Source organism: Pseudohaemophilus parahaemolyticus (assembly GCF_938021905.1).
GTDB classification, from domain to species: domain Bacteria; phylum Pseudomonadota; class Gammaproteobacteria; order Enterobacterales; family Pasteurellaceae; genus Haemophilus_A; species Haemophilus_A parahaemolyticus_B.
The window spans coordinates 1-23875 of sequence record NZ_CALIFA010000028.1; the positions used below are offsets into that span (position 1 = coordinate 1).

Genomic DNA, 23875 nt, shown 5'->3' on the forward strand with positions numbered 1-23875 from the left:
GAACTTTACAACCCGAAGGCCTTCTTCATTCACGCGGCATGGCTGCGTCAGGGTTCCCCCCATTGCGCAATATTCCCCACTGCTGCCTCCCGTAGGAGTCTGGACCGTGTCTCAGTTCCAGTGTGGCTGGTCATCCTCTCAGACCAGCTAGAGATCGTCGGCTTGGTCAGCCTTTACCTAACCAACTACCTAATCCCACTTGGGCTCATCTTATGGCAGGTGGCCCGAAAGTCCCACCCTTTAATCCGAAGATTTTACGCGGTATTAGCTACAGTTTCCCGTAGTTATCCCCCTCCATAAGCCAGATTCCCAAGCATTACTCACCCGTCCGCCACTCGTCAGCAAGAAAGCAAGCTTTCTCCTGTTACCGTTCGACTTGCATGTGTTAAGCCTGCCGCCAGCGTTCAATCTGAGCCATGATCAAACTCTTCAATTCAAAAAGTTTAATCGCTCAATAAACTGCTTAAGCTTAGTTTCACTACTCTATAAACTAAATTAAAAAAATAATTTAATCTAAAAGTAAAAATGAATTTCTAGTTAGCACTTTTATCAAGACTTCAAAATTAAAATATTTTAACTAAGTCAATCAACAAGTGCCCACACAGATTGTCTGATAAGTTGTTAAAGAACAAAAAGAAACGACGCACTGCATATCAATCTAAATCATTCACAACAGTGCGTCGTTGTGTGGGATGCATTATAGAGAAAAATAAAACTCGTGCAAGCACTTTCTGCAAAAAATTTTAAAAAATTTACCACTTGTTGAAACTTTATGCGAAAAGTATGAATAAATACCATTTTTCGATAGTTTTCTATACATTTTAGAAGAAGAGTTTTTCTGATAATTGTAATTCAAACCAAATCCCTTTAAAGTATCTCCACTTTCTAACTCTATTAAGGTACTTTTTATGACATTCAACCATTTCATCGGCTTAGGCGTAGCGGGCAATTTTGCAGGGCATTTAGAACAAGCGGGCGAAGCAGAGGACTTCTTGCAAGTGAAAACAGAAGAAGCCATTCAACCCAAAGCAATTTTCCCTTTTTATGTACCAAGCGAAACGCTTGCCCCAACCGAGCAATTTCTTTCTACTTATCCTTTATCACACGACTCCATCGCCTTTCCAAACGATGCAGACAATCTGCAAATTGAGCCCGAAGTTGCTTTAATCTGTAACATTGAATATCAAGATGGCAAAGTAGTTACCTTAATCCCAACCCATTTTGCAGCTTATAACGACTGCTCAATCCGCCGTCCGAACGCACGCAAAATTTGTGAAAAGAAAAACTGGGGCGCAAACTCTAAAGGGATTTCCGCCACACAAATCGCATTAGATAAATTCGAACAAGGCGGTAATCTTGACCAATACAACATCGCTTGCTTCCACAAACGTGATGGCAAACTTAACACTTATGGCGAAGACAGCTCTGCAGTGAGCTACAGCTACTTCCACCAAAAATTGTTGAACTGGATCATCGACAAAATGAACAACCAGCCCGATCAAGGTCCGATGAACCACATTGCAGAATTGATCAAACAAGCAAACTACCCTGCCCAAGCAATTATCAGTATTGGCGCAACGTGCTACACTCCATTCGGCGAAACCAACTTCTTGCAAGTGGGCGACACCAGCATCGTGGTAGTTTATAACGCCACCAAATACAGCCACGAACAAATCGTCGCAATGGCAGAAGCGGAGCAATTCGCAGAAGAAGGCATTTCTGCGCTGATTCAAAAAGTGAAATAGCCTGCAAGCGGTCAAATTTCCAATTATTTTTGCGATCTCGCTCGAAAATTTCACAACATTTTCTGTTCGCTATTTTTCTTTCTTTTATAGTGCTTCCATTTGGAGGCACTTTTTATGTTCAAACGATTCTTTTGGCAAATTGTATTGCTTTTTCTACCGCTTGTAACACTGGCGAAATTGCCCGATTTAATGCTCCTGCAAGAATATAAAAATCAAGATATTTCAGGCTGGGTAATGAGTGAAAAGCTCGATGGCGTACGTGCTTATTGGGATGGTAAGCAGTTAATCAGCCGCCAAGGTAACCCATTTAATCCGCCCGACTATTTTCTACAACATTTTCCGCCTTTTGCGATTGATGGCGAACTCTTCAGCGAGCGTGGTAAGTTTGAAGAAATTTCTGGCATTGTTCGCTCCGCGGGACCCAAAGGTTGGTATGAGTTAAAGCTGCACGTTTTCGATGTGCCGAATGCAGCGGGAAACCTGTTTGAACGTTTGGCGACCTTAGAACATTATCTGCGGGAACAGCCCTCGCCTCACATTCAGATTATTCCGCAAATACCCATTCAAGATCAGGCACATTTGCAACAATTCTATCAAGCGATTTTGGCAGAAGGCGGCGAAGGTGTGGTGGTGAGAAATCCGAATACGCACTATATTCACGGTCGTTCGGCTCAAATTCTTAAAATGAAACCTGTAGCGGATGAAGAGTGCACTGTGGTTGCGCATCATCAAGGGAAAGGCAAGCACGCCAATCATCTTGGAGCGATAACTTGTGAAAATCATCGCGGACGTTTTCGAATTGGCTCAGGCTTTAAAGATAAAGTGCGAGAAAATCCGCCAGCAATTGGCAGTCAAATCACTTACCGATATCGTGGTTTAACACAACAAGGGAAGCCTCGCTTTGCCACTTACCTGCGTGAGCGTAATGAAATGTCGATAAACACAGATCAAACCAGATAGGAAACAAACAAAAATAGTATTTATTTTAAGCTATTTCACTCCAAAATCTGCCTTTTATTGCGTTGGATCAATCCTATCCCCCTCAAGTTAGGTATGATAGCAAGCTAAATTTCAATCCTTCAAAGGAGCTTATCCATGACTCCAAGTGTAATTACACTCTGTTTTCTCGGCTTTGCCGTTTTGATGTTTGCACTCGAAAAACTACCGCTTGCTGTTACCGCAATGGTGGTAACCGTTGGTTTAGCCGTCACAGGCGTATTGCCTGCGAAAGAGGCATTTTTAGGCTTTGTCGATACCAACGTGATTTTATTCGTTGCAATGTTTGTGATCGGCGGAGCTTTATTTGAAACAGGTATGGCGAACAAAATTGGTAGCGTAGTCAGCCGTTTTGCCAAAAGTGAACGTCAATTGATGGTTGTGCTAATGGTCATTACTGGCTTGATGTCGGGTGTATTATCCAACACGGGCACAGCAGCCATTCTTATTCCCGTGATTCTGGGTATTGCGGCTAAATCGGGCTTTGCACGCTCACGTTTGTTGATGCCAATGGCATTTGCATCCACACTGGGAGGCAATCTTTCACTTATAGGCTCACCAAACAACTTGGTAGTGCAAGGTGTATTATCACAAACTGGTTTAAAATTTGCCTTCTTCGAATATGCAAAATTAGGTTTACCGATTTTAGTGGCGGGCATTCTCTACTTTGTCTTTATCGGCTATCGTTTCTTGCCAGCGCAACCCAACGTCCACGTGGAAGAAGAGGAATACAATGCGTTCCATAATCACCACAATCCAATCCCACAATGGAAACAATATCTCTCACTTCTCGTACTTGTCGGCACACTTCTTGCGATGGTATTTGAAGAGGCAATCGGCATCAAACTCTATATTTCGGCTTGTATTGGTGCCTTGATTTTAGTCATTATGCGTGTCATTACCGAAAAACAAGCCTATCAAGCGATTGATAGCCAAGTAGTATTCTTATTTGCAGGAACGCTTGCCCTTGCCGATGCCCTCCAACGCACAGGGGCTGGTGCTGACATCGCCCATTTGATTTTAGGCTTACTAGGCGATAATCCCAATCCATCCTTGTTACTGCTCACCATTTTATTACTAAGCTGCTTACTCACAAACTTTATGTCGAACACCGCAACGGCTGCTCTTCTCGCCCCGATTGGGCTTTCTATTGCAGGCTCGCTCAGTGCTGATCCGCGTGCAGTCTTGATGGCGGTAGTAATCGGTTCTTCTTGTGCCTTCGCCACTCCAATTGGCACACCGGCAAACACAATGGTGCTTTCAGTGGGTCACTATCGCTTTATTGATTACACCAAAGCAGGTTTACCACTCATTGCCATTACGGTTATCATATCCATGATACTGCTCCCGATTTTCTTCCCATTCTTCCCATAACGGAATAATCGGCATCACAAGCGGTTATTTTTTGGAAACATTTGCAAATTTTCCGAAAAATGAACCGCTTGATTTTTTTGCTTAAATTTTTTTGTGATCTACTCCACACTTTTCACTTCAACCCTTTGCACTCCAATTCATTCACGATTATTCTTCAATTATTCATCAATCACGATAAGGAAATATTATGACCAATGCAGAACTCTTTAGCGAAGGTATCAATTTGATGATTTCTGGTATGGGATTTGTGATGTTCTTCTTATTCACCCTGATCTACGCCATCGCTTTGATGTCTAAGCTCATCAATCAATATCTTCCCGAACCTATCCCCACTCCAATAAGCAAACCTAAAGTGCCAACGCCACCTATTCAAGATGATCTCGAGCGTTTACGCCCTGTGATTGTTGTCGCCATTGCACATCACAGAAGAAAACAAGGTTTATAAATTATCAGAAGGATTTGAATTATGACAACTCAACCCAAAAAAATTGCCATCACTGACGTGGTATTACGCGATGCCCACCAATCACTTTTTGCTACCCGTTTACGTTTAGATGATATGTTGCCGATTGCCGCTGAACTCGACAAAATCGGCTATTGGTCTTTAGAAGCATGGGGCGGCGCAACTTTTGATAGCTGCATTCGTTTTTTAGGCGAAGATCCGTGGGTGCGTTTGCGTGAATTGAAAAAAGCCATTCCAAACACCCCGCTGCAAATGTTACTACGTGGTCAAAACCTGTTGGGCTACCGCCACTATGCAGACGATGTAGTCGATAAATTCATCGAACGCTCTGTGGCAAACGGTATGGATGTGTTCCGCGTGTTCGATGCGTTAAACGACCCACGTAATATGAAACAAGCCCTACAAGCGGTTAAAAAACAAGGTGCACACGCACAAGGCACCTTGAGCTACACTACTAGCCCTGTACATACATTGCAAACGTGGTTAGAGGTAACAGAACAACTACTTGAAATCGGCATTGACTCCCTTGTCATCAAAGATATGTCAGGCATTCTTACCCCGATGGCAGCGCAAGAATTAGTGAGGGCGATTAAAAAACAATTTGATGTCGAGCTTCACTTACACTGCCACTCCACCACAGGGATGGCGGAAATGGCGTTGTTAAAAGCGATTGAAGCAGGCGTGGATGGCGTAGATACTTCCATCTCTTCTATGTCTGGCACTTACGGACACCCAGCCACTGAGTCAATTGTCGCCACTCTACAAGGCACCCCATACGACACAGGCTTGAACATTCCAGCGTTAGAAAAAATCTCTGCTTACTTCCGCAATGTGCGTAAAAAATATGCGAAATTTGAAGGACAACTCCGTGGTATCGACAGCCGTATTTTAGTGGCACAAGTACCAGGTGGAATGCTCACCAACCTTGAAAACCAACTCCGCCAACAAAATGCCTCTGACAAACTCGATCTTGTGTTGCAAGAAATTCCACGTGTGCGTGAAGAGTTAGGCTACATTCCATTAGTAACACCAACCTCACAAATTGTTGGTACTCAATCGGTAATGAACGTATTGATGGGTGAACGTTACAAAACCATCGCCAAAGAAACTGCAGGCATCTTAAAAGGCGAATACGGTAAAACCCCAGCCCCTGTTAATGCTGCATTACAAGCTCGTGTGTTAGAAGGTACTACACCATTAACCGACCGCCCAGCGGATCATATTGCCCCAGAATGGGATAAATTAGTCGCCGAAGTAACCACACAAGCCAAAGAAAAAGGTATCACTCTTTCAAGCAACTTAGTAGACGATGTGTTAATTGTGGCACTCTTCCAACAAGTGGGCTGGAAATTCTTGGAAAACCGCAATAACCCAGCAGCCTTTGAACCAGCACCAACAGGTCAAGAATCTACAAAATCTACGGAAAAACCAACCGCTTCTCAAACCCCATTAGCGAAAGCAGGCGAACCAGCAGTTTATACTGTGGAACTCGAAGGCAAAGCCTTTGTGGTAAAAGTGAGCGAAGGCGGCGATATTACTCATATCACACCAACTGCAGCTCCAGCAGCTGAACCACAAGCGGTACAATCTGCACCAAGATCTGCAAATGCTGAACCTGTGAAAGCCCCCATGGCGGGAACCATCTTAAAGGTAGAAGTGGCAGAAGGTCAGCAAGTAGCTGAAGGCGATGTGTTGCTCATTCTTGAAGCAATGAAAATGGAAACCCAAATTTGTGCAGCGAAAGCGGGCAGAGTGCAAGGCATTAGCATCAAACAAGGTGACTCTGTGGCAGTTGAACAGGTGATGATGAGTTTGGCGTAGTTTTTAAAATAATGCAGGGTGTGTGAGTTTTCAATTCACGCCCCTACAAAGAAAAGGACAAAATATGGACAGCATTATTGCACTTTTCCAAGGTATGGGCATTATGCATATGGAGTGGGGGCAAGCGGTGATGATTATCATCAGCCTTGTACTACTCTGGCTTGCAATTGCACGTGGCTTTGAGCCACTTCTGCTCCTGCCGATTGGTTTTGGGGGATTGCTCTCGAACATTCCTGAGGCAGGAATGGCGATGACAGCTCTCGATAATCTTTTACACCACGGCACGCCTGAACAATTGGCGATTATTGCCGCCAAAGTAAACAGCCCAAACATTGACATTCACAGCCTAAAAGAAGCGATTGCCTTAGCTTTGCCTTCCGTGCAAAACGAACTTGAAGTCATCGCAGGTGATATGGGCTACACCGCTGGCGTGTTGGCGTTATTCTATAAAGTGGCGATTGGCTACGGCGTGGCTCCGCTTGTAATCTTTATGGGCGTGGGTGCGATGACCGACTTCGGTCCGCTCCTTTCTAACCCGAAAACCTTGCTTTTAGGCGCGGCAGCACAGTTTGGGATCTTCGCCACCGTGCTAGGTGCATTAGCCCTTAACTGGATTGGCGTGATTGATTTCACCCTCCCACAAGCCGCAGCGATCGGTATTATCGGTGGGGCAGACGGTCCAACCGCCATTTATTTGGCAAGTAAGCTCGCCCCTGAATTGCTCGGTGCAATTGCGGTAGCCGCTTACTCTTATATGGCATTAGTACCACTTATTCAGCCGCCAATTATGAAAGCCTTAACCACCAATGCAGACCGCCGCATTCGTATGGTGCAAGGTCGTGAAGTCACTAAACGTGAGAAAATTCTTTTCCCAATCGTATTGCTCGTGTTAGTGGCACTCTTATTGCCTGATGCCGCACCGTTGCTTGGTATGTTCTGTTTCGGTAACTTAATGCGTGTGAGTGGCGTGGTAGAACGCTTAAACGACACCGCTCAAAATGCGTTAATCAACATCGTGACCATTTTCTTAGGCTTATCTGTGGGGGCTAAATTAGTGGCGGATAAATTCCTCCAACCACAAACCCTCGGCATTTTAGTGCTTGGCGTGATTGCGTTCGGCATCGGTACAGCAAGTGGTGTGTTAATGGCGAAATTGATGAACAAATTCACCAAAGACAAAATTAACCCGCTTATCGGCTCTGCAGGCGTTTCTGCCGTACCAATGGCAGCGCGTGTGTCGAATAAAGTCGGTCAAGAATACGACAAACAAAACTTCCTGCTTATGCACGCAATGGGTCCAAACGTCGCAGGCGTTATCGGCTCCGCAATTGCCGCAGGGGTGATGTTGAAATATATTTCTGTGATGATGTAAAACTGACTTATAGCTCTCTTCCATAGAGAGCTATATTTTTATACGCTTTCGTTATAAAATACCGCTTTTTACAACTTCAAGGACTAAAAATGACATTTCCAGCTTGCCCAAAATGTAATGGCAAAAACACCTACCACGACTCAATCCAATTCGTTTGCCCAGATTGTGCTTATGAATGGACAGGCGAAGAAGTGGCTGAAGACGATGAAGATCAACTAATTGTCAAAGACAGCAATGGCAACTTATTAGCTGATGGCGATGATGTTTTATTGATTAAAGATTTAAAACTCAAAGGCTCATCAGAAGTGTTGAAAAAAGGCACGAAATTCAAAAATATTCGCTTAGTGAACGGCGATCACAACGTAGATTGTGGCAAAATTATGCTGAAATCGGAGTTTTTGAAAAAAGCGTAATTTTTCATATACAGATGCCAACGGCGGACTTTAGTCCGCCATTTTTTTATAAGCAAACATAACTATTTCAAATAATCATTATAAGGAAAGCAGATGAAAATTGGCTTAGTACTCGAAGGTGGTGCGATGCGAGGTATGTACACCGCAGGCGTGCTTGATACTTTTTTAGATAAAGATTTTTGGGTGGATGGTGTTATCTCAGTTTCAGCGGGGGCATTGTTCGGCGTAAATTACCCCTCTAAACAAAAAGGCCGAGCTATTCGCTACAACAAAAAATTTATGCCTGATAGCCGCTATGTAAGCCTAAAAAATCTGATTAAAACGGGTAATATTATCAGCAAAGCGTTTGCCTTTTACGAAGTGCCATTTAAACAAGATGTTTTTGATAATACCACTTTCCAACAAACACAGATGGATTTCTACGCCACTATTACCAATCTAAACACAGCTCAGGCAGAATATGTCAAACTGACTGATCCACTGGCTCAAATGGAAGTGCTGAGAGCCACTTCCGCAATGCCTTATGTTTCAATGCCTGTCGAAATCAATGGTGTACCTTATCTTGACGGTGCGATTGCCGACTCCATCCCACTTGAGCAAATGAAAAAAATGGGCTACGACAAAATCATCGTAGTGCTTACTCGCACGCTTGATTACCGCAAATCTAAACCCAATCCGATACTTGCCAAACTTTGGTATCGTAAATACCCCAAATTCGCCGAAGCGGTAAACAACCGCTATGCGATGTATAACGAACAAGTCGAAAGCATCATCGAGCAAGAAAAAAAAAGCGAAATTTTTGTGATCCGCCCTTCGGTCGATTTAAGCGTAAAACGAGTAGAGAAAGATCCGAATAAGTTGCAAGCAATGTATGATTTAGGCGTGAGTGATATGCAAAGAGAGTGGGAGAATTTGCAGGCGTTTTTGGAGAAATAGAAAATTGCAAGCGGTCGGAAATTTCTAACCGCTTGTTGATTGTAATACATTTTCAATCTCCCTCGGCATCAGCTTCGGGCTTGGCACAAAAATCTGTTTATGCCGTTGCAACTCGCCTTTTTCTAGCACAATGCTACTTTTCGGGACTTTAAACAATTTGCTGAGATATTTAAGCAGATGAGCATTTGCTGCGCCATCCACAGGCGGGGCAGTAATGGCAATTTTTAGCTCGCCATCGTGTAAGCCGACAATTTGATCGCGGCTGGCTTTCGGCTGCAGGAGAATTCGCAACCGAATGCCGTCAGGATTTTCTACTTTTTCAACCGCTTGCATTATGCAATTGCCCATAATACGCCGAAAATATTGTAGAACACGTTGTTTAGCAAAATTAACGCAAAGCCAAGTACCATTACAGAGAAATCTAACATTCCCGTGCGAGGTAAGATACGGCGGATAATACCTAAGACAGGCTCAGTGATTTGTGCCACCATATAGTCAAGCGGATGGTTTCCTTGAGTCACCCAGCTCATTAAAGCTCGAATTAAGGTGGTAAAGAAGAGCATTTGCCCAAAGGTTTTAAGCACACCTAATACTCCTGCCAATACAGCAAGTGGAACAGATAAGCCAAATACGATCCATTTTTCTGCCATCAGTAACACTACTGCTAATAAAATCGCTGAGAAGTTGATGCCTTTGCGGGTTGGGATGACTTTTTTGATAGGAGCAAGTACAGGTTCGCTCATTCTCAATAATGATTGTGAAAGTGGCATTCGAGGATCTATGCGACAAAATTCTAGCCAAGAACGTAGAATTAAAATAAAGGTGAAAAAGCCGATAATGACCGACAAAATTGAACCGATTATTTCCATTTTATTTCCTTTTAATCTAATATAAGCAAGCGGTCAATTTCTGTAAAACTTTTGCAAAAATTGACCGCTCGAGATGAAAATACTTAATTAAGCTTCTGCTGGGAAATCCCACCAAATATCGAATAATTCGCTTACTTGTACGTTTTGTAAGCCATTGTTTTCTAACCAAGTTTTCACTAATTGACGGTGTGATTCATCACATTTGCCAATTTTTTCTAAGCATACTAAACCTTCCCAAGCGAGGTAGCCGTTGCCTTCATAAGCAAGACCGTTTGCTTTGATCACTTCGTCGATAAAACGATCAACGGTTGCATCAATTTGGTCGATACCTGTGTTTTCCGCAAAGTTAAATTTTACTAAAAAGCCTAATTCTTGGAATTCTGCTAAGTGCATTTTTTTACGCTGACGTGCGTTACGTTGAATAGCCATATTTTTCTCCTTATGGAATGTTCGTTGAAATTGGCGAAACTTGATTGGGCAAAAGATGGTTACATTTTGCGATTTTTCAAGCCTTTTTCACCGCTTGTTTATTACTTTTTGAGAAAATATAAATCCCAAACGCCATGACCGAGGCGATGCCCACGCTCTTCGAATTTAGTCAATGGGCGGAAATCAGGACGAGGAATAAAATCATTCGTTGCCGAAGTGTTCTCTAATTCATTTTCAAATTGGCGTAAGACTTCAAGCATATGTTCTGCGTAGTTTTCCCAGTCGGTCGCAAAATGAATAAAACCATTCGAGCGAAGTTTGGTTAATACGAGAGTGATAAATTCAGGTTGTACAATACGGCGCTTGTGGTGCTTTGCTTTCTGCCACGGGTCAGGGAAATAAAGTTGCAAGCCACCTAATATGCCATCGGCAACGCTATCACGTAGAATTTCGGTCGCGTCGTGACAAATCACGCGTAAATTTTTCACGCCTTTTTCTAGGGCATACGCAATACAAGCCCCCACACCAGGTGTGTGAACTTCGATCCCAATATAGTTACGATCTGGATTTTGCTCCGCCATTTCGACGAGTGAGCGCCCCATTCCGAAGCCAATTTCAAGAATAACAGGGTTGTTGTTGCCAAAAATAGCTTGGAAATCGAAAGGGGTATTTTGATAATCTAAGCCTAAATTTGCCCAGTTATTGTTCATCATATCGCGTTGATAATCGCTCAAACGTCCAGTTCGCAATACGAAACTACGCACTTTCCGTAAGTAGCGTCCATCTTCGGTAAACTCCGCCTGTTCAACGGTTTTACGCTTTTTATCTGCAAAAGTAATTTTTTCTGACATTTTTCTCTCAATAAAAAAGCACTGAAAATTCAGTACTTTTGGTATTTTAGTGTAGGGTGTATGGATTAAAAATTCACATACGTTTCGGGAAAATAATTAGAAAATCAACCGCTTACGTGCGTGAACTCTATTTCTCCCTACAAAAATTATTAAAACCGCACTAACGCTGAACCCCAAGTCCAGCCACCACCGAAAGCTTCAAGCAACAATAGTTGACCACGTTGAATACGTCCATCACGCACAGCTTCATCTAATGCCACAGGAATGGTTGCTGCACTAATATTACCGTAGCGATCTACCGTGATCACCACTTGATCTAACGACATCTCTAATTTTTCTGCGGTTGCAGTGATAATGCGTAAATTTGCTTGGTGAGGCACAAGCCAATCTAATTCACTTTTATCTAAATTATTTTCACGTAAAGTTTCTTCGACCACATTCGAAAGCTCACGAACTGCCAATTTAAAAGTTGAGTTACCTTGCATCGAGATAAAGCCTGAATTCGCCTCACCACGTTCAGCATTTGGTAACACAAGCGATTCTTTAGTGTCAGCTGAAGCATGTAAATGGGTCGAGATAATGCCTTGTTCTTCGCTTGCTTCTAAAATGACTGCACCTGCACCATCACCGAAAAGCACCACTGTGCTGCGGTCGGTTTCGTCTAATTTGCGAGAGTTGAGGTCAGCTCCCACAACTAACGCCTTTTTCACTTTGCCTGTGCGGACGAATTGATCGGCGACGCTTAATGCGTATACAAAGCCTGTGCAAGCTGCCGCAACATCAAATGAGATTGCATCTTCAATACCAAGCAAGCCTTGAATTTGACAAGCAGCACTTGGATAAGCATGTGAGTTGCTCGTTGTGCCTACAATAATTAAATCAATCTCTTGTGGATCTAAATTAACTTGCTCTAAACATCGTTTTGCTGCTTCAAAACCCATTGTCGCAACGGTTTCATCTGGCGTTGCGATACGGCGTTCTTTCATACCTGAACGGGTGATAATCCACTCATCTGAAGTGTCCACCATCTTTTCTAAATCAGCATTGGTTCGAACTTGCTTAGGTAAATAACTCCCTGTCGCTAAAATTTTGCTGTTCATATTTTGTTCTCAACGATATTTTTAATTATGGAAAATTTGGCTATTATAGCCTGAAATAGTCAAAATTTATAGGAAAACAAGCAGGCGATTTTAGGGAAAGTTTTGCAAATCAATGAGCTAAACTCACCAATTTTTGCTGAATACGTTCAGGGATTTTGTGCTCAATCTGCTGAATGGCATACTCAATCGCATAGAAAAAAGCATTAGCACTCGCTCCACCATGGCTTTTTACCACTACTTTTGATAAACCAAGCAAAGTCGCTCCGTTATGTCTGTCTGGGTTGATTTCTTGCAACTTGCGATAGTAACGATACAAAAATGCTTTCATAAAGAAATTTTTGACCAACGAACAGAGATGAGAACTCCCTTTTTCTTTATGTAAAGAGATGATATTTTTTGCGGCACCTTCTAATGCTTTCAACGCCATATTACCGCTAAAACCATCACAGACAATCACATCCGTCAAATAATTCATTAGCTTATCGCTTTCAATAAATCCGCAATAATTGATGTCATAACGTCTGTGCAGAATTTTGTTTACATCTCGCAATACTTGCGTGCCTTTGCTCTCTTCCGTGCCGATATTAAGCAAAGCAAGACGAGGATAAACTAAGCCCAAAATGGTTTGAGCAAAAATATTGCCCATTTCAGCAAATTGAAGAAGTTGCTTTTGATTGACCTCTACATTCGCCCCTAAATCGAGCATCACAGTAGATTTACCATTCATGGTTGGAATAAGCGAAGTGAGTGCTGGGCGATCAATATTCGGCAGCGGGGCAATCAATAATTTTGCCAAGCCAAGCAGAGCACCCGTATTACCGCCACTTACACAGCCATCCGCTTGCCCATTGGCAACCGCTTCAATAGCTAAACGCATAGAACTGTTTTTGCTTTGACGCATTGCAACCGAAAAAGAAACTTCGGGATCAATGGTTTTGTCTGTATGCTGAAATTGAATGCGAGATTGTAGTGCTTCTGGAAAAGTTTGCAGAATTGGATCAACCTGTTGCTGATCACCAAATAAAAGAAAAGTTAGCCTTGGGTTAGACTCCAATGCTTTTTGTACGGCGGGCATAGTAATACGGGGACCAAAGTCCCCGCCCATTACATCTAACGCAAGAGTTAGATGATTCAAGTTAAACCTCTAAAAAGGAATTACTTGTTGATTACTTTACGACCACGGTAGTAACCGTCAGCAGTAACGTGGTGACGTAAGTGAGTTTCACCAGTTGTTTTGTCTACTGATACTGCAGCAGTTGTTAATGCATCGTGTGAACGACGCATATCACGACGTGAACGAGATTTTTTATTTTGTTGAACAGCCATTGGCTATACTCCTAAGTTAGTTCTTTTTTAAATTAGCTAATACAGCGAACGGGTTCGGTTTTTTCGCCAGTTCTTCAGGCAATTCGCCAAAAACCTGTTCCTGCGTGGACACTTCACAGTGTGCAGCATCATGCATCGGGACTAGAGGCAATTCAATGATAAACTCATCTTCAATCATATCTAGTAAATTTACTTCACCGAACTCATTAATTTCAATCGGCTCATAAATTTCGGGCAAATCGTCCGCCTGATTCATATTTGACACTGGACTGAAACAAAATGTGCAGTCGAGCGTTTGCGTAAATGGGTTACCACAACGTTGGCAGTCAAGCTCCACATCAACTGTCGCCGTGCCTTTAATCACTACGAGTTTTTGCGGATCAACATATAACGAGAGAGTAACTTGTGCATCGCTTAGCACTTGACCAACAGATTCACCCAAACGGCTTAAAAGACTTACTGGAAAGTAGCCTTCGTAATCCATTCGACGCTGAGCATCTTTATATGGGTCAATTGTTAGGGGTAGTTTTACCTTTTGCATAGGGTCGATATATTACAGATAGAACGTCAAATAGTCAAAAGGAAAATCGGCTTTTTAATAAAATTCTCTTACTTTACTCGTTAGGCTTTATTTCTAAACAATGTCGAATTCGTTATAATTCTGCTGTTTATTTTCTTTTCAAACAAGGCAATTTATGCAAGTTATAAAAAACAACACTACTCTCCTAGTTAGCTTATTAAGTGCGTATTTAATCTTTCTTGTCATTAGTGTTGCGAATGACCTTATCGCATTAAAATTTATTCATGATATTGAAAATGGAGTTATCTCTGAGTACATCGATGCTTTTGACAACTACACAGCCGTATTTAATATTATCCTTTTCATTCTTCTTATTACAGTTTTCATCAACGCGGGAATTTGGTTATATCGTAGCCATAAGAGATTACGTGTTTGGGGTGCTAAGAACTTAAAATTTAGTGATGCCAGCTGTATCTGGTGGTATTTTGTTCCACTTATGAATTTAGTAAAACCTTACCAAACAATGAAAGAAACATGGTTTGCAAGCCAAAATCCTAAAAATTGGTCATTACCCTCTTCGCCTACATTATTAAAAGTGTGGTGGGGGTTATGGATTGTTTCAACAATTGTAGATAATGCTTATTTCAAACTTTCTTTGCGATTGGAAAATCCAACGCTTGGGGAACTCAGCTTTTTAACTAGCCTTTCTACTTTTTCAGGTCTTATGAGTATTGGTGCAACGATTGCTTTTCTATCTGTTGTAAAACACGTTAATCGTATGCAATTAGATTATCAAGATACCGTCTCAGAATCAGAAAAAACCTAATCAATCTCTTTCAAGCGGTTATTTTCTCAAAACAATTTGCAAAAAATTAACTGAAAATAACCGCTTATTTCATTCAAAGATAGAAAAGATCCAAAAAAACTGCTACCTTAAGCATTATTTGACAACGATTCTTAATTAGAGAACATTTTATGATTTTTTCCATCTTTGCCATTATCGCTTACATTGCAGCCTTGCTCTGGATTACTCCTACATTGGCAAATATTGAAAACCAAAATAGCAATAAAAAACCGAATATTAAAGCCGTTTTTTCCATTGGCTTAGTTGCCGTGCTTTGCCACTTTATTAGCACCTCGCAAGAGTTGCTTTTAAGCGAAGGGCAGAACTTCACGCTTGCCAATGTTAATGCTTTGATGAGCCTGTTATTAAGTGCTTTTGCAACCCTTACCTTGCTCAAATGGCGAACCATCTGGTTTCCGCTGATGATTGTTTACACTTTCGGGATTTGTAGCGTAGCAGTAAGCCTAATTGCAACAGGTAACTTTACAAAAAATATTGCCGAAAATGCGGGGCTTATCTTCCATTTAGGCATAGCCTTGTTCTCTTACGCCCTCTTTTTCTTGGCGTTTATTTATGCACTGCAACTTAAATGGCTCGATCAAAAGCTTAAAAGCAAAAAGCTCTTTTTCTGTTCAATGCTGCCGCCATTGATGACTGTTGAACGCCATTTTTTCACGCTCACCCTTGCAGCGCAAGCAATGCTGACAGTAGCACTTATATCGGGAATGATTTATCTGCACAATTTCTTTGCTCCTGAGCAAGTGCATAAAGCGATTTTCACCTCACTGGCGTGGATTATTTATGCGGTGCAACTGCTTGGACAGTGGAAATTCCGCTGGCGTGGAAATCGGGTGCTTATTTACTCAATTTCGGGTATGATATTACTCACAATCGGCTATTTTGGTAGTCATCTGGTGAAATAGCCAGAACGGTAAGCGGTTAAATTTATTTTGTTTTTGCAAAATACCAACAAAACTCAACCGCTTGAATATTTACAAACATAGGAAATTTATTTTGGACAGTATCCCCCTGAGTACGCTTTTTATCACACTTGCCATTCTTTTAGCCCTCTCGGCATTCTTCTCTGGCTCTGAAACAGGGCTAATGTCACTTAACCGCTACAAAATGAAACACCTTGCCGAACAAGGGCATAAAGGTGCGATTTTAGCCAGCAAACTACTTGAAAAAACCGATGTTTTATTAAGTTTTATCTTAATCTGTAATAACCTTGTAAACATTGCTGCCTCAGCGATTGCAACCATGATTGGTATGCGTATTGCAGGTGATGCGGGAGTTGCTGCGGCGACAGGTATTCTGACCTTTGTAATGTTGGTTTTCGCTGAGATTCTGCCGAAAACCATTGCTGCAATTTACCCTGAGCGTATCGGCTTTTTTGTTAGCTACATTCTTGTTCCACTTAAAAAAATCATCCTACCATTAGTCTTTTTGATGAACTTAATCATCAACGGCTTAATGAAGCTCTTCCGCATTCATAAGGATGAAAACCAAGGCTTAAGTGCAGAAGAACTGCGTGGTGTAGTGCTTGAAGCAGGGAAATTTATTCCAACCGAACACCAAGAGATGCTCGTTTCCATTTTGGATATGGAAAAAGTGACAGTCGAAGATATTATGGTGCCTCGCAATGACATTGGCGGAATTGACATCGACGACGACTGGAAAGCGATTATGCGTCAGCTCACAGGTGCCGCTCACACTCGCGTAGTGATCTACAAAGGCAATATGGACAAAAACGTGCTGGGGATGCTTCGCGTACGTGAGGCGTTCCGCTTAATGTTAGAGCGAAACGAGTTCACTAAAGAGATGCTGATTCGTGCTGTGGATGAGGTCTATTTCATCCCTGAAGGCACCTCGCTGACTACGCAATTAATGAACTTCAAAGCAAATAAAGAGCGAATCGGCTTGGTGGTTGATGAATACGGTGATATCAAAGGCTTAGTCACGCTAGAAGATATTTTAGAAGAGATTGTGGGCGAATTTACCACTTCAACCGCCCCAACGCTTGAAGAAGAGGTCAAACAGCAAGCAGACGGCACAGTGATTATCGAAGGCTCTGCAAATTTACGCGATCTGAACAAACTCTTTGGCTGGCAACTGCCTGTGGATGAAGTCCGCACCTTCAACGGTTTGATTCTCGAACACTTGGAAAAAATTCCTGATGAAGATACGGTATTTGAGCTCTATAACCTGAAAATTACGGTGTTAGAAGTGGCAGATAATATGGTAAAACAAGCGAAAGTTGAGCCGCTGCTTGATACAGAAAATTAATATCTCCTTTCAAGCGGTAGATTTGTACAATATTTTGCAAATCTCACCGCTTGTTTTTTATCCAATTAAAAAACAAACTTTCCCTCTACTTTTTAATCCTCAAACTTATCACAAAAACTAGAATAAGATAATTTTTAGCATAAACATCTATTATTATCTCAAATATATAGAATAATAGACTAGTAAATTTACTAAAAACCCATCAAAATTTTATATTCCTCTTCTTTACTTTCTAATCACTTAAGCATATTCTTCACTCGTCTGCGAATTATTCGCAACTTATTTGACTAAACTCAAATCAATGTTTGCATTTTTAACTTTTTAGAGGAACTTTTCCGTGTCTAATCAAACAACCCACAAACGCGAAACCTTCTCAGGTCGTCAAGCGTTTATTATGGCAGCCATCGGTTCAGCCGTAGGCTTAGGGAACATCTGGCGTTTCCCTTATACCACTTATGAAAATGGTGGCGGTGCATTTATCATTCCTTACATCGTTGCACTTTTAACTGCAGGGATTCCGCTACTTTTCTTGGACTTTGCGATTGGTCACCGCCATCGTGCAGCCGCTCCGCTCTCATTCCGTCGCTTAAATAAACACTTTGAAGTATTTGGCTGGTGGCAAGTAATGGTGAATGTCATCATTGGCTTATATTATGCAGTAGTATTAGGCTGGGCAGCCATTTATACTTTCTTTTCATTTAGCAAAACGTGGGGCGATAAACCGGTTGATTTCTTCGTCGGTGAGTTCCTTAAAATGGGCGATATTGCACAAGGTGTGAGTTTTGATTTTGTTAGCTTAGTCACAGGTCCATTGATTGCCGTTTGGGTTGTCGCATTATTAGTATTAGCCCTTGGCGTACAAAAAGGGATTGCAAAAAGTTCAAGCATTTTAATGCCAGTATTGGTGGTGATGTTCGTGGCACTCGTAGTTTACTCATTAACACTACCAGGGGCAGCGAAAGGCTTAGATGCGTTATTCACGCCAGATTGGTCAAAATTAGCAGATCCAAGCGTATGGATTGCAGCTTATGGGCAAATCTTCTTCTCGCTTTCAATCTGTTTCGGAATTATGGTGACCTACTCTTCATACTTGAAAAAAGATTCAGACCTTACTAGCACAGGCTTGGTGGTCGGCTTTGCAAACTCCAGTTTTGAAGTGTTAGCCGGTATCGGCGTGTTCGCTGCACTTGGCTTTATGGCAACTGCCGCAGGTCAAGAAGTCAGTGAGGTGGCAAAAGGTGGCATCGGTTTAGCCTTCTTCGCTTTCCCAACCATCATTAACGAAGCACCAATGGGCACGGTTTTAGGCGTGTTGTTCTTCGGTTCACTTACCTTTGCAGCATTAACTTCATTTATCTCAGTAATTGAGGTAATTATTGCTTCCATTCAAGACAAACTCAAAATGGGGCGTGTAACTGCGACTTTCGTGGTTGGCGTGCCAATGATGATCGTCTCAGTGATCTTATTCGGTACCACAACAGGCTTGCCGATGTTGGATGTAATGGATAAATTTGTGAACTACTTTGGTATTGTAGCGGTCGCTTTTGCTGCCTTAATTGCAATTGTAGCGAATGGCAAACTTAGTACATTAGGTCACCACATCAATAAAACTTCATCATTCAAAGTCGGCACAATCTGGCGTTTATGCATTATCGTTACCACAGGGGTTTTAGCGTTTATGCTATTAAGTGAAGGCGTAAAAGTGTTTACCGAAGGATATGAAGGTTATCCAAACTGGTTCGTTAATACTTTCGGTTGGGGAATGGCAATTTTCTTAGTGATCGTGGCGTTTATCCTGTCTCGCTTACCGTGGAAAAACGAACCTGAATTTAACGTGGAGGAATAATATGAGCACATCAGCAATTTTAATGATGGTTGCAGCGTTAGTTATCATCTGGGGCGGTTTAATCCTCTCGATTAAACGCTTGCCGAAAGAGTAAAAAAATAAGGCTGATTGGTGAAAACCTATCAGCCTTATTTTTAATGATATTGTTTAAAATTCTCTGTCTGTTCCATCACTTTTTCAAACACTTCCTCATTCCATTGTGGCGGATAGCCGTTGTTGTAAAGCAATAGAGTCAATTCCATATTCAGCTTGTTTTTAATATCATCACGCACATTCCACTCGGCAAACTGGAGATTATCATCCACCAACTCTTTAATTTTTTTGGCAAGTACTACGCATTTTTCATCATCATAATCAAACTGATGTTCATCTCTCACATGCGTGAGAATATCGAAAAAAGCTTTTTCTTCAAGACTAATACCAAGCTCTTCAAAAGAGGATTGGTCTTCTTGTAGCTGTTTAAGCAGATCTAAAATTTCATCTGATAAACTGTTGATGAAATCGCCCACCACCTCATTTACAAATGCTAAATTATCGCGACTATTGTAGCGATCAACCACCGCTTTCATTCGTTGTTCAAATTCAAGACTTTTCACTTTATTTGTTTTGCCATATTCGCCAATGGCTTTTTTCAGCAAAGCGAGTAACGCGTGGAATTTCGAAATAGGTAGTTCAATTTTAGCTACTTCTTGTTCCAAGTTCTCATCAAATAAAGCCTCTCTTTCTTGCATATTGATGATGTTTTCCACCCCCGTTGAGGCAATCGCTTGTTCCACCATTTTGCTCACAAAAGCATTCATCTGCTCGGTGTCTGGCGCTTGCTGGCTGCCCGAATGTTGTTTATAAATCACGGCTCTTACCGCTAAGAAAAACTGACTTTTTTCGATTTCTTGCTCACTTAACTCACCTGATGCCACACAAATTTCATACGCCATTTTGAGTCGTTTCGACAGCCCCATAAAACGGTTTTCTGTCTCTTTTTTCTGTTGCACCCATTCTGCAGCTAAGTTCAAGCAATGCAATCGTGCTAAAGGCGAACCGTGATAGAAATCGTGAGTATCAAAACTATGCATCAATTTGCTTAACAAATCTAATTGATTACGCAAAATTGCGAGTGTCACTTTCATATCATCTACTGGCGATTCATCATCATTACCATATAATTTCACCGCTTGTAACATCGCATTTTTAATCCCGATATAATCCACCACGATACCTTGCTCTTTACCAGCAAAATTGCGATTAACGCGGGAAATGGTTTGAATAAGCGTATGTTTTTGTAACGGTTTATCAATGTACATCACCGCTAAACTCGGCACATCAAAGCCTGTAATCCACATATCCACCACCACAGCAATTTTGAAATTCGATTGCGTGTTTTTAAACTGACGATCTAACTCTTTACGATACTCTTTCGTACCACAGGCTTGATAAAGGGCTGGCGTGTCGTTGTCGTTACGTGTCGCCACCAGTTTAATTTTTTCAATAGCGGTTAAATTTTCTAATTCTTTTGCAGAAAGTGCAGCCTCATTTTCCGCTTTTTTTGCCACGCCCCAATCAGGGCGAATTGCCACAATTTCATTGAGCAATGCAAAGGCAATTTCCCGATCAGCACACACAATCATTGCTTTTTTCACGATGGCAGGATTTTCTGCACAAAGTGCGTCATAGTGTGAAATCATATCTTGAGCGAGTAATTTTAATCGAGTTGGGTGTGCCAAAATCTGGCGCATCTGACTCATTTCTCGTTGACTTCGCTCAATTTCATAGTCGGTTGAACCTTGTTCCGCACAATGATCATAATAAGCCTGAATTTCTTTGATTTTTTCCTCTGAAAGCAACACTCGTGCTAAACGTGGCTCATAAGCAATACGCACCGTAATGCCATCATCACTGGCTTGCTTCATTGTATAACGATCAACGACATCACCAAAAACAGAAATGGTTTCATCAATCGGCGTGCCGGTAAAGCCGACATAAGTAGCATTAGGGAATGCATCACGCAAGTATTTGGCAAAGCCAAATTTAGTTTTTACACCCTGTTCATCAATGTAGATTTTTCCTTCCACACCAGTTTGCGTGCGGTGAGCCTCATCAGAAATACAGATAATATTTGCTCTGTCTGAAAGCAACCCGACATATTCAGCGAATTTCTGAATGGTGGTTAGATACACGCCACCACTAGGTTTGGCACGTAGTTTATCAGCTAAATCTTGGCGAGACTCAATGCTCAGCACCTCATCTTCTCCTAAAAAGTTTTTCGCATTGGTAAAAATTTTCGCTGTTTGGTTATCTAAATCTTCTCGATCAGTGATAATGATTACTGTTGGATTTTTAAATATCGCTTGCTCACGTTGCACCAACATTCGGGCTAAATAGAGCATCGTATAAGTTTTTCCGCAGCCTGTTGCTCCAAAGTAAGTGCCTCCCTTGCCATCCCCGATTGGGCGTAAATGGCGTTGGATATTGGCAAACATTTTATTGGCAGCGAAAAATTGCGGATAGCGTGCGACCACCACCATTTCATTATCGCTTTGATCTGGATAGTAAATAAAATCACGCAACAACGCCAACAAACGCACAGGCGTTAATGCCCCTTCAATCAGACTAAACAGGGTTTGAATGCCTTTTTTCGTAGTAGCTTCTTTATTGATACGGTTCCAAGTGTAATAAAATTCATAAGGCGTAAACACAGAGCCTAAACGGTTATTCGCACCATCACTTATCACACTTAAAAAAGTGTATTTCAGTAGTTTTGGAATATCACGGCGATAACGAATATGAATCTGCTCCCACGCATCATAAATATTTACCTCTTCATTGATCGCACTTTTCAGCTCAAATAGGGCGACAGGAATGCCGTTAATAAACAACAAAATATCGGGAATGCGCTCTTGCTCGCCTTGTACTTTAAACTGATTAACCACCCGAAAGCGGTTATTCTCCACACAATCAAAATCAATAAAACGCAAGTGTAACGCGGGCTTTTGGCTCTCTTCACGCGGAAGAGTCAGCCCCTCATTAATCAATTTAAAGGCAGTTTTCGAACCTTGGTAAAGTGGTGTGGCAGGAATGTTTTCTAATTGAGCGATGATTTTTTGCATTTCGCTTGGCGTTAAATCGGGATAACAAGCGGTTAAATAATCGCGTAAATCTGCAACTAATAACACCTCGTTAGGCGCACGGTTTAATTCATCGCCCTGGCTGTGTTGGTAACCTTGTTGCACCAACAATTCCACCACGGCTTTTTCTAATTCGCTCTCGTAAAATTTCATAGGTTATCCCGTTTGTAAAATAGTTGCCAAAAATGACCGCTCTTTTTAGATTTCAGCCATCGCACCACGCACTAGCACAGGGCAAAGTTGCTTAATTTGGTTTTTTAATTGCTCGTTAATCCGACGACGTTCTAGCAATACTTTGTAAATATCCACGATAAATTGTTGAACGTTCAAATCGGGAAGAGGAATCTTAACTTCACATAAATCCGTCCAAGAAAATACTTCCCTTACACTGCCCCAAGAATGAAAACGTGCATAACGGTCAAATTCGCTACGGTTAAAGAATAATGCAAGGTATTCAGGAAGAAGTTTGGTTTCATTTTTGCTATAAAAAACCGTACTAATTGATGATACTAAATAATTATTTTTACTTTCGTTAAATGCCAAAGATATTTTATCTCCACGGCGTGAAGTATCTGCGACATAAGCAAAATAACGAGAAGGCACAATTAAATAATTATCTAAATTAACACCTTCTAAATTAGATTTTGTTTCAATAAATGTTTTTGCCGTAGCAATACCCATTACAGAATTTTGATCTAATAAACCGTTATTTTTCACTTTATGTTCCGCAATAAAATCCCCAATCCTATGCAATGGCTCTGAATGTTGCAAATGCTCAATATAGGCGTCACACACCAACTTCAAATCTTCCAATCCTTTTTCATAAGCACGTTGATTGGCAAGCATTGCTTGATACACCGCCACATATTTTTGTTGGATTTCAAGGGATGGGAGGGAGAGTTCGATGTTGCAGAGATCGTCCCAAGATAAACCATCTCTCACTGAACTATCTGTAAATAACCAAAAATAACGATCTTTTTCGTCTGATTTTAGCCACATAAAGAAAAACTCACTTAAGATTTTGCTTTCATCTTTAATTTTGAAAACCGTATAAGCAGGGCTAACAATTCTATTTTTGTTTGTGGTATTTAATGAAATTGGTAAAACAATATCTCGACCAACATGCATTAAATTACACGCAAAGTAATTTGGTGGAACAATCTTATATTTACTGGTATCTGTTCCCACTTGCTTTGCAGGTGAAAAAAATTCTTTATCACGGTTGATGCCTGATACTTCATCTACTGTTAAATTCTCTATTCCACAGGCTTCTGAATAGAGTTCAATTAAATCACCGAGTTTGTGTTTCATTTTATTCCTTGGTTATTTTTTATTAATTTCTTCGTTAATCACTTCTGCCAAATCTCCCCTACCCCTCTTTGCTAAAGAGGGGATTGGATCGCATAAGAGTTTAATTTCAGAGCATTACCCGAACATTATTTTATAATGAATGCAAATGAGCCAGTAATCATTAATTTACTAAAGAATGCCCCCTCTTTAGCAAAGAGGGGTAGGGGAGATTTGGCAGAAGTAAATCCAACCTCATACTCAATCAGCCCTCG

The 23875-nt window shown here is 41.4% G+C and carries 23 protein-coding genes and 1 rRNA gene; 13 read left to right on the top strand and 11 right to left on the bottom strand.

Annotated features, from left to right (window positions below; all coding sequences use genetic code 11):
- Nucleotides 1-436, bottom strand: a 16S ribosomal RNA gene (locus QMF79_RS01930); the annotation flags it as partial.
- Between the two features lie 472 nt (nt 437-908).
- On the opposite strand from QMF79_RS01930, the gene QMF79_RS01935 reads away from it, so the two are divergent.
- The 8 genes from QMF79_RS01935 (at nt 909) to QMF79_RS01970 (ending at nt 9120) form a co-directional block, all read left to right on the top strand.
- Complete coding sequence (locus QMF79_RS01935; RefSeq protein WP_281772549.1) at nt 909-1745, top strand: DUF5718 family protein; 837 nt, start codon at nt 909-911, stop codon at nt 1743-1745.
- A gap of 114 nt (nt 1746-1859) precedes the next feature.
- Nucleotides 1860-2705: a DNA ligase gene (locus tag QMF79_RS01940; RefSeq protein ID WP_281772550.1), complete on the top strand. Its 846-nt coding sequence runs from the start codon at nt 1860-1862 to the stop codon at nt 2703-2705.
- A 135-nt stretch (nt 2706-2840) separates the two neighbouring features.
- Nucleotides 2841-4115, top strand: a complete 1275-nt coding sequence (locus QMF79_RS01945) for an SLC13 family permease (protein ID WP_281772551.1) — start codon at nt 2841-2843, stop codon at nt 4113-4115.
- Nucleotides 4116-4302: 187 nt separating this feature from the next.
- Nucleotides 4303-4560 carry an oxaloacetate decarboxylase subunit gamma gene (locus tag QMF79_RS01950; RefSeq protein WP_281772552.1) on the top strand — a complete coding sequence of 86 codons (258 nt, stop codon included), beginning with the start codon at nt 4303-4305 and terminating at the stop codon, nt 4558-4560.
- Between the two features lie 21 nt (nt 4561-4581).
- A complete protein-coding gene (oadA, locus tag QMF79_RS01955; RefSeq protein WP_281772553.1) occupies nt 4582-6399 on the top strand; it encodes a sodium-extruding oxaloacetate decarboxylase subunit alpha in 1818 nt (605 codons plus the stop codon).
- Nucleotides 6400-6463: 64 nt separating this feature from the next.
- Nucleotides 6464-7771, top strand: coding sequence for a sodium ion-translocating decarboxylase subunit beta (locus tag QMF79_RS01960; protein WP_281772554.1), 1308 nt, complete (start codon nt 6464-6466; stop codon nt 7769-7771).
- Nucleotides 7772-7860: 89 nt separating this feature from the next.
- The gene (locus QMF79_RS01965) at nt 7861-8184 is read left to right on the top strand and encodes a zinc ribbon domain-containing protein YjdM (protein WP_281772555.1); all 324 of its coding nucleotides are present in this window, start codon (nt 7861-7863) and stop codon (nt 8182-8184) included.
- Between the two features lie 93 nt (nt 8185-8277).
- Complete coding sequence (locus tag QMF79_RS01970; RefSeq protein ID WP_281772556.1) at nt 8278-9120, top strand: patatin-like phospholipase family protein; 843 nt, start codon at nt 8278-8280, stop codon at nt 9118-9120.
- A 24-nt stretch (nt 9121-9144) separates the two neighbouring features.
- Here QMF79_RS01970 and yggU read toward each other — a convergent pair whose 3' ends face one another.
- From yggU to yceD, 8 genes are all read right to left on the bottom strand, one after another.
- The gene (gene yggU / locus QMF79_RS01975) at nt 9145-9453 is read right to left on the bottom strand and encodes a DUF167 family protein YggU (protein ID WP_040218138.1); all 309 of its coding nucleotides are present in this window, start codon (nt 9451-9453) and stop codon (nt 9145-9147) included.
- Nucleotides 9453-9989, bottom strand: coding sequence for a YggT family protein (locus tag QMF79_RS01980; protein WP_281772557.1), 537 nt, complete (start codon nt 9987-9989; stop codon nt 9453-9455). The genes yggU and QMF79_RS01980 overlap by 1 nt, the downstream gene beginning before the upstream one ends.
- Nucleotides 9990-10076: 87 nt before the next feature.
- Complete coding sequence (locus tag QMF79_RS01985) at nt 10077-10418, bottom strand: YggL family protein (RefSeq protein WP_281772558.1); 342 nt, start codon at nt 10416-10418, stop codon at nt 10077-10079.
- Nucleotides 10419-10519: 101 nt separating this feature from the next.
- Complete coding sequence (gene trmB, locus QMF79_RS01990; protein ID WP_281772559.1) at nt 10520-11269, bottom strand: tRNA (guanosine(46)-N7)-methyltransferase TrmB; 750 nt, start codon at nt 11267-11269, stop codon at nt 10520-10522.
- Between the two features lie 149 nt (nt 11270-11418).
- Nucleotides 11419-12369 carry a beta-ketoacyl-ACP synthase III gene (locus tag QMF79_RS01995; RefSeq protein WP_281772560.1) on the bottom strand — a complete coding sequence of 317 codons (951 nt, stop codon included), beginning with the start codon at nt 12367-12369 and terminating at the stop codon, nt 11419-11421.
- A gap of 109 nt (nt 12370-12478) precedes the next feature.
- A complete protein-coding gene (gene plsX / locus QMF79_RS02000) occupies nt 12479-13504 on the bottom strand; it encodes a phosphate acyltransferase PlsX (protein ID WP_281772561.1) in 1026 nt (341 codons plus the stop codon).
- A gap of 20 nt (nt 13505-13524) precedes the next feature.
- The gene (gene rpmF / locus QMF79_RS02005) at nt 13525-13695 is read right to left on the bottom strand and encodes a 50S ribosomal protein L32 (protein WP_005598552.1); all 171 of its coding nucleotides are present in this window, start codon (nt 13693-13695) and stop codon (nt 13525-13527) included.
- A 16-nt stretch (nt 13696-13711) separates the two neighbouring features.
- Entirely contained in the window at nt 13712-14236 is a 525-nt protein-coding gene (yceD, locus tag QMF79_RS02010; protein ID WP_281772562.1) for a 23S rRNA accumulation protein YceD, read from the bottom strand.
- Between the two features lie 154 nt (nt 14237-14390).
- On the opposite strand from yceD, the gene QMF79_RS02015 reads away from it, so the two are divergent.
- The 5 genes from QMF79_RS02015 (at nt 14391) to QMF79_RS02035 (ending at nt 19285) form a co-directional block, all read left to right on the top strand.
- Complete coding sequence (locus QMF79_RS02015) at nt 14391-15041, top strand: DUF4328 domain-containing protein (RefSeq protein ID WP_281772563.1); 651 nt, start codon at nt 14391-14393, stop codon at nt 15039-15041.
- A gap of 149 nt (nt 15042-15190) precedes the next feature.
- Entirely contained in the window at nt 15191-15982 is a 792-nt protein-coding gene (locus tag QMF79_RS02020) for a cytochrome C assembly family protein (RefSeq protein WP_111313202.1), read from the top strand.
- A 91-nt stretch (nt 15983-16073) separates the two neighbouring features.
- Nucleotides 16074-17345 (top strand): HlyC/CorC family transporter, encoded by a 1272-nt coding sequence (locus QMF79_RS02025; RefSeq protein ID WP_111313203.1) that lies wholly within the window; start codon nt 16074-16076, stop codon nt 17343-17345.
- Nucleotides 17346-17682: 337 nt separating this feature from the next.
- Complete coding sequence (locus QMF79_RS02030; RefSeq protein ID WP_281772564.1) at nt 17683-19191, top strand: sodium-dependent transporter; 1509 nt, start codon at nt 17683-17685, stop codon at nt 19189-19191.
- Between the two features lies 1 nt (nt 19192).
- Nucleotides 19193-19285, top strand: a complete 93-nt coding sequence (locus QMF79_RS02035) for a methionine/alanine import family NSS transporter small subunit (RefSeq protein WP_039851557.1) — start codon at nt 19193-19195, stop codon at nt 19283-19285.
- A 40-nt stretch (nt 19286-19325) separates the two neighbouring features.
- On the opposite strand, the gene QMF79_RS02040 is transcribed toward QMF79_RS02035, so the two are convergent.
- Together QMF79_RS02040 and QMF79_RS02045 are read right to left on the bottom strand one after the other, a co-directional pair.
- Nucleotides 19326-22466 (bottom strand): type I restriction endonuclease subunit R, encoded by a 3141-nt coding sequence (locus QMF79_RS02040; protein WP_281772565.1) that lies wholly within the window; start codon nt 22464-22466, stop codon nt 19326-19328.
- 45 nt (nt 22467-22511) lie between these two features.
- Nucleotides 22512-23624 carry a restriction endonuclease subunit S gene (locus tag QMF79_RS02045; protein WP_281772566.1) on the bottom strand — a complete coding sequence of 371 codons (1113 nt, stop codon included), beginning with the start codon at nt 23622-23624 and terminating at the stop codon, nt 22512-22514.
- Nucleotides 23625-23875: the final 251 nt, after the last annotated feature.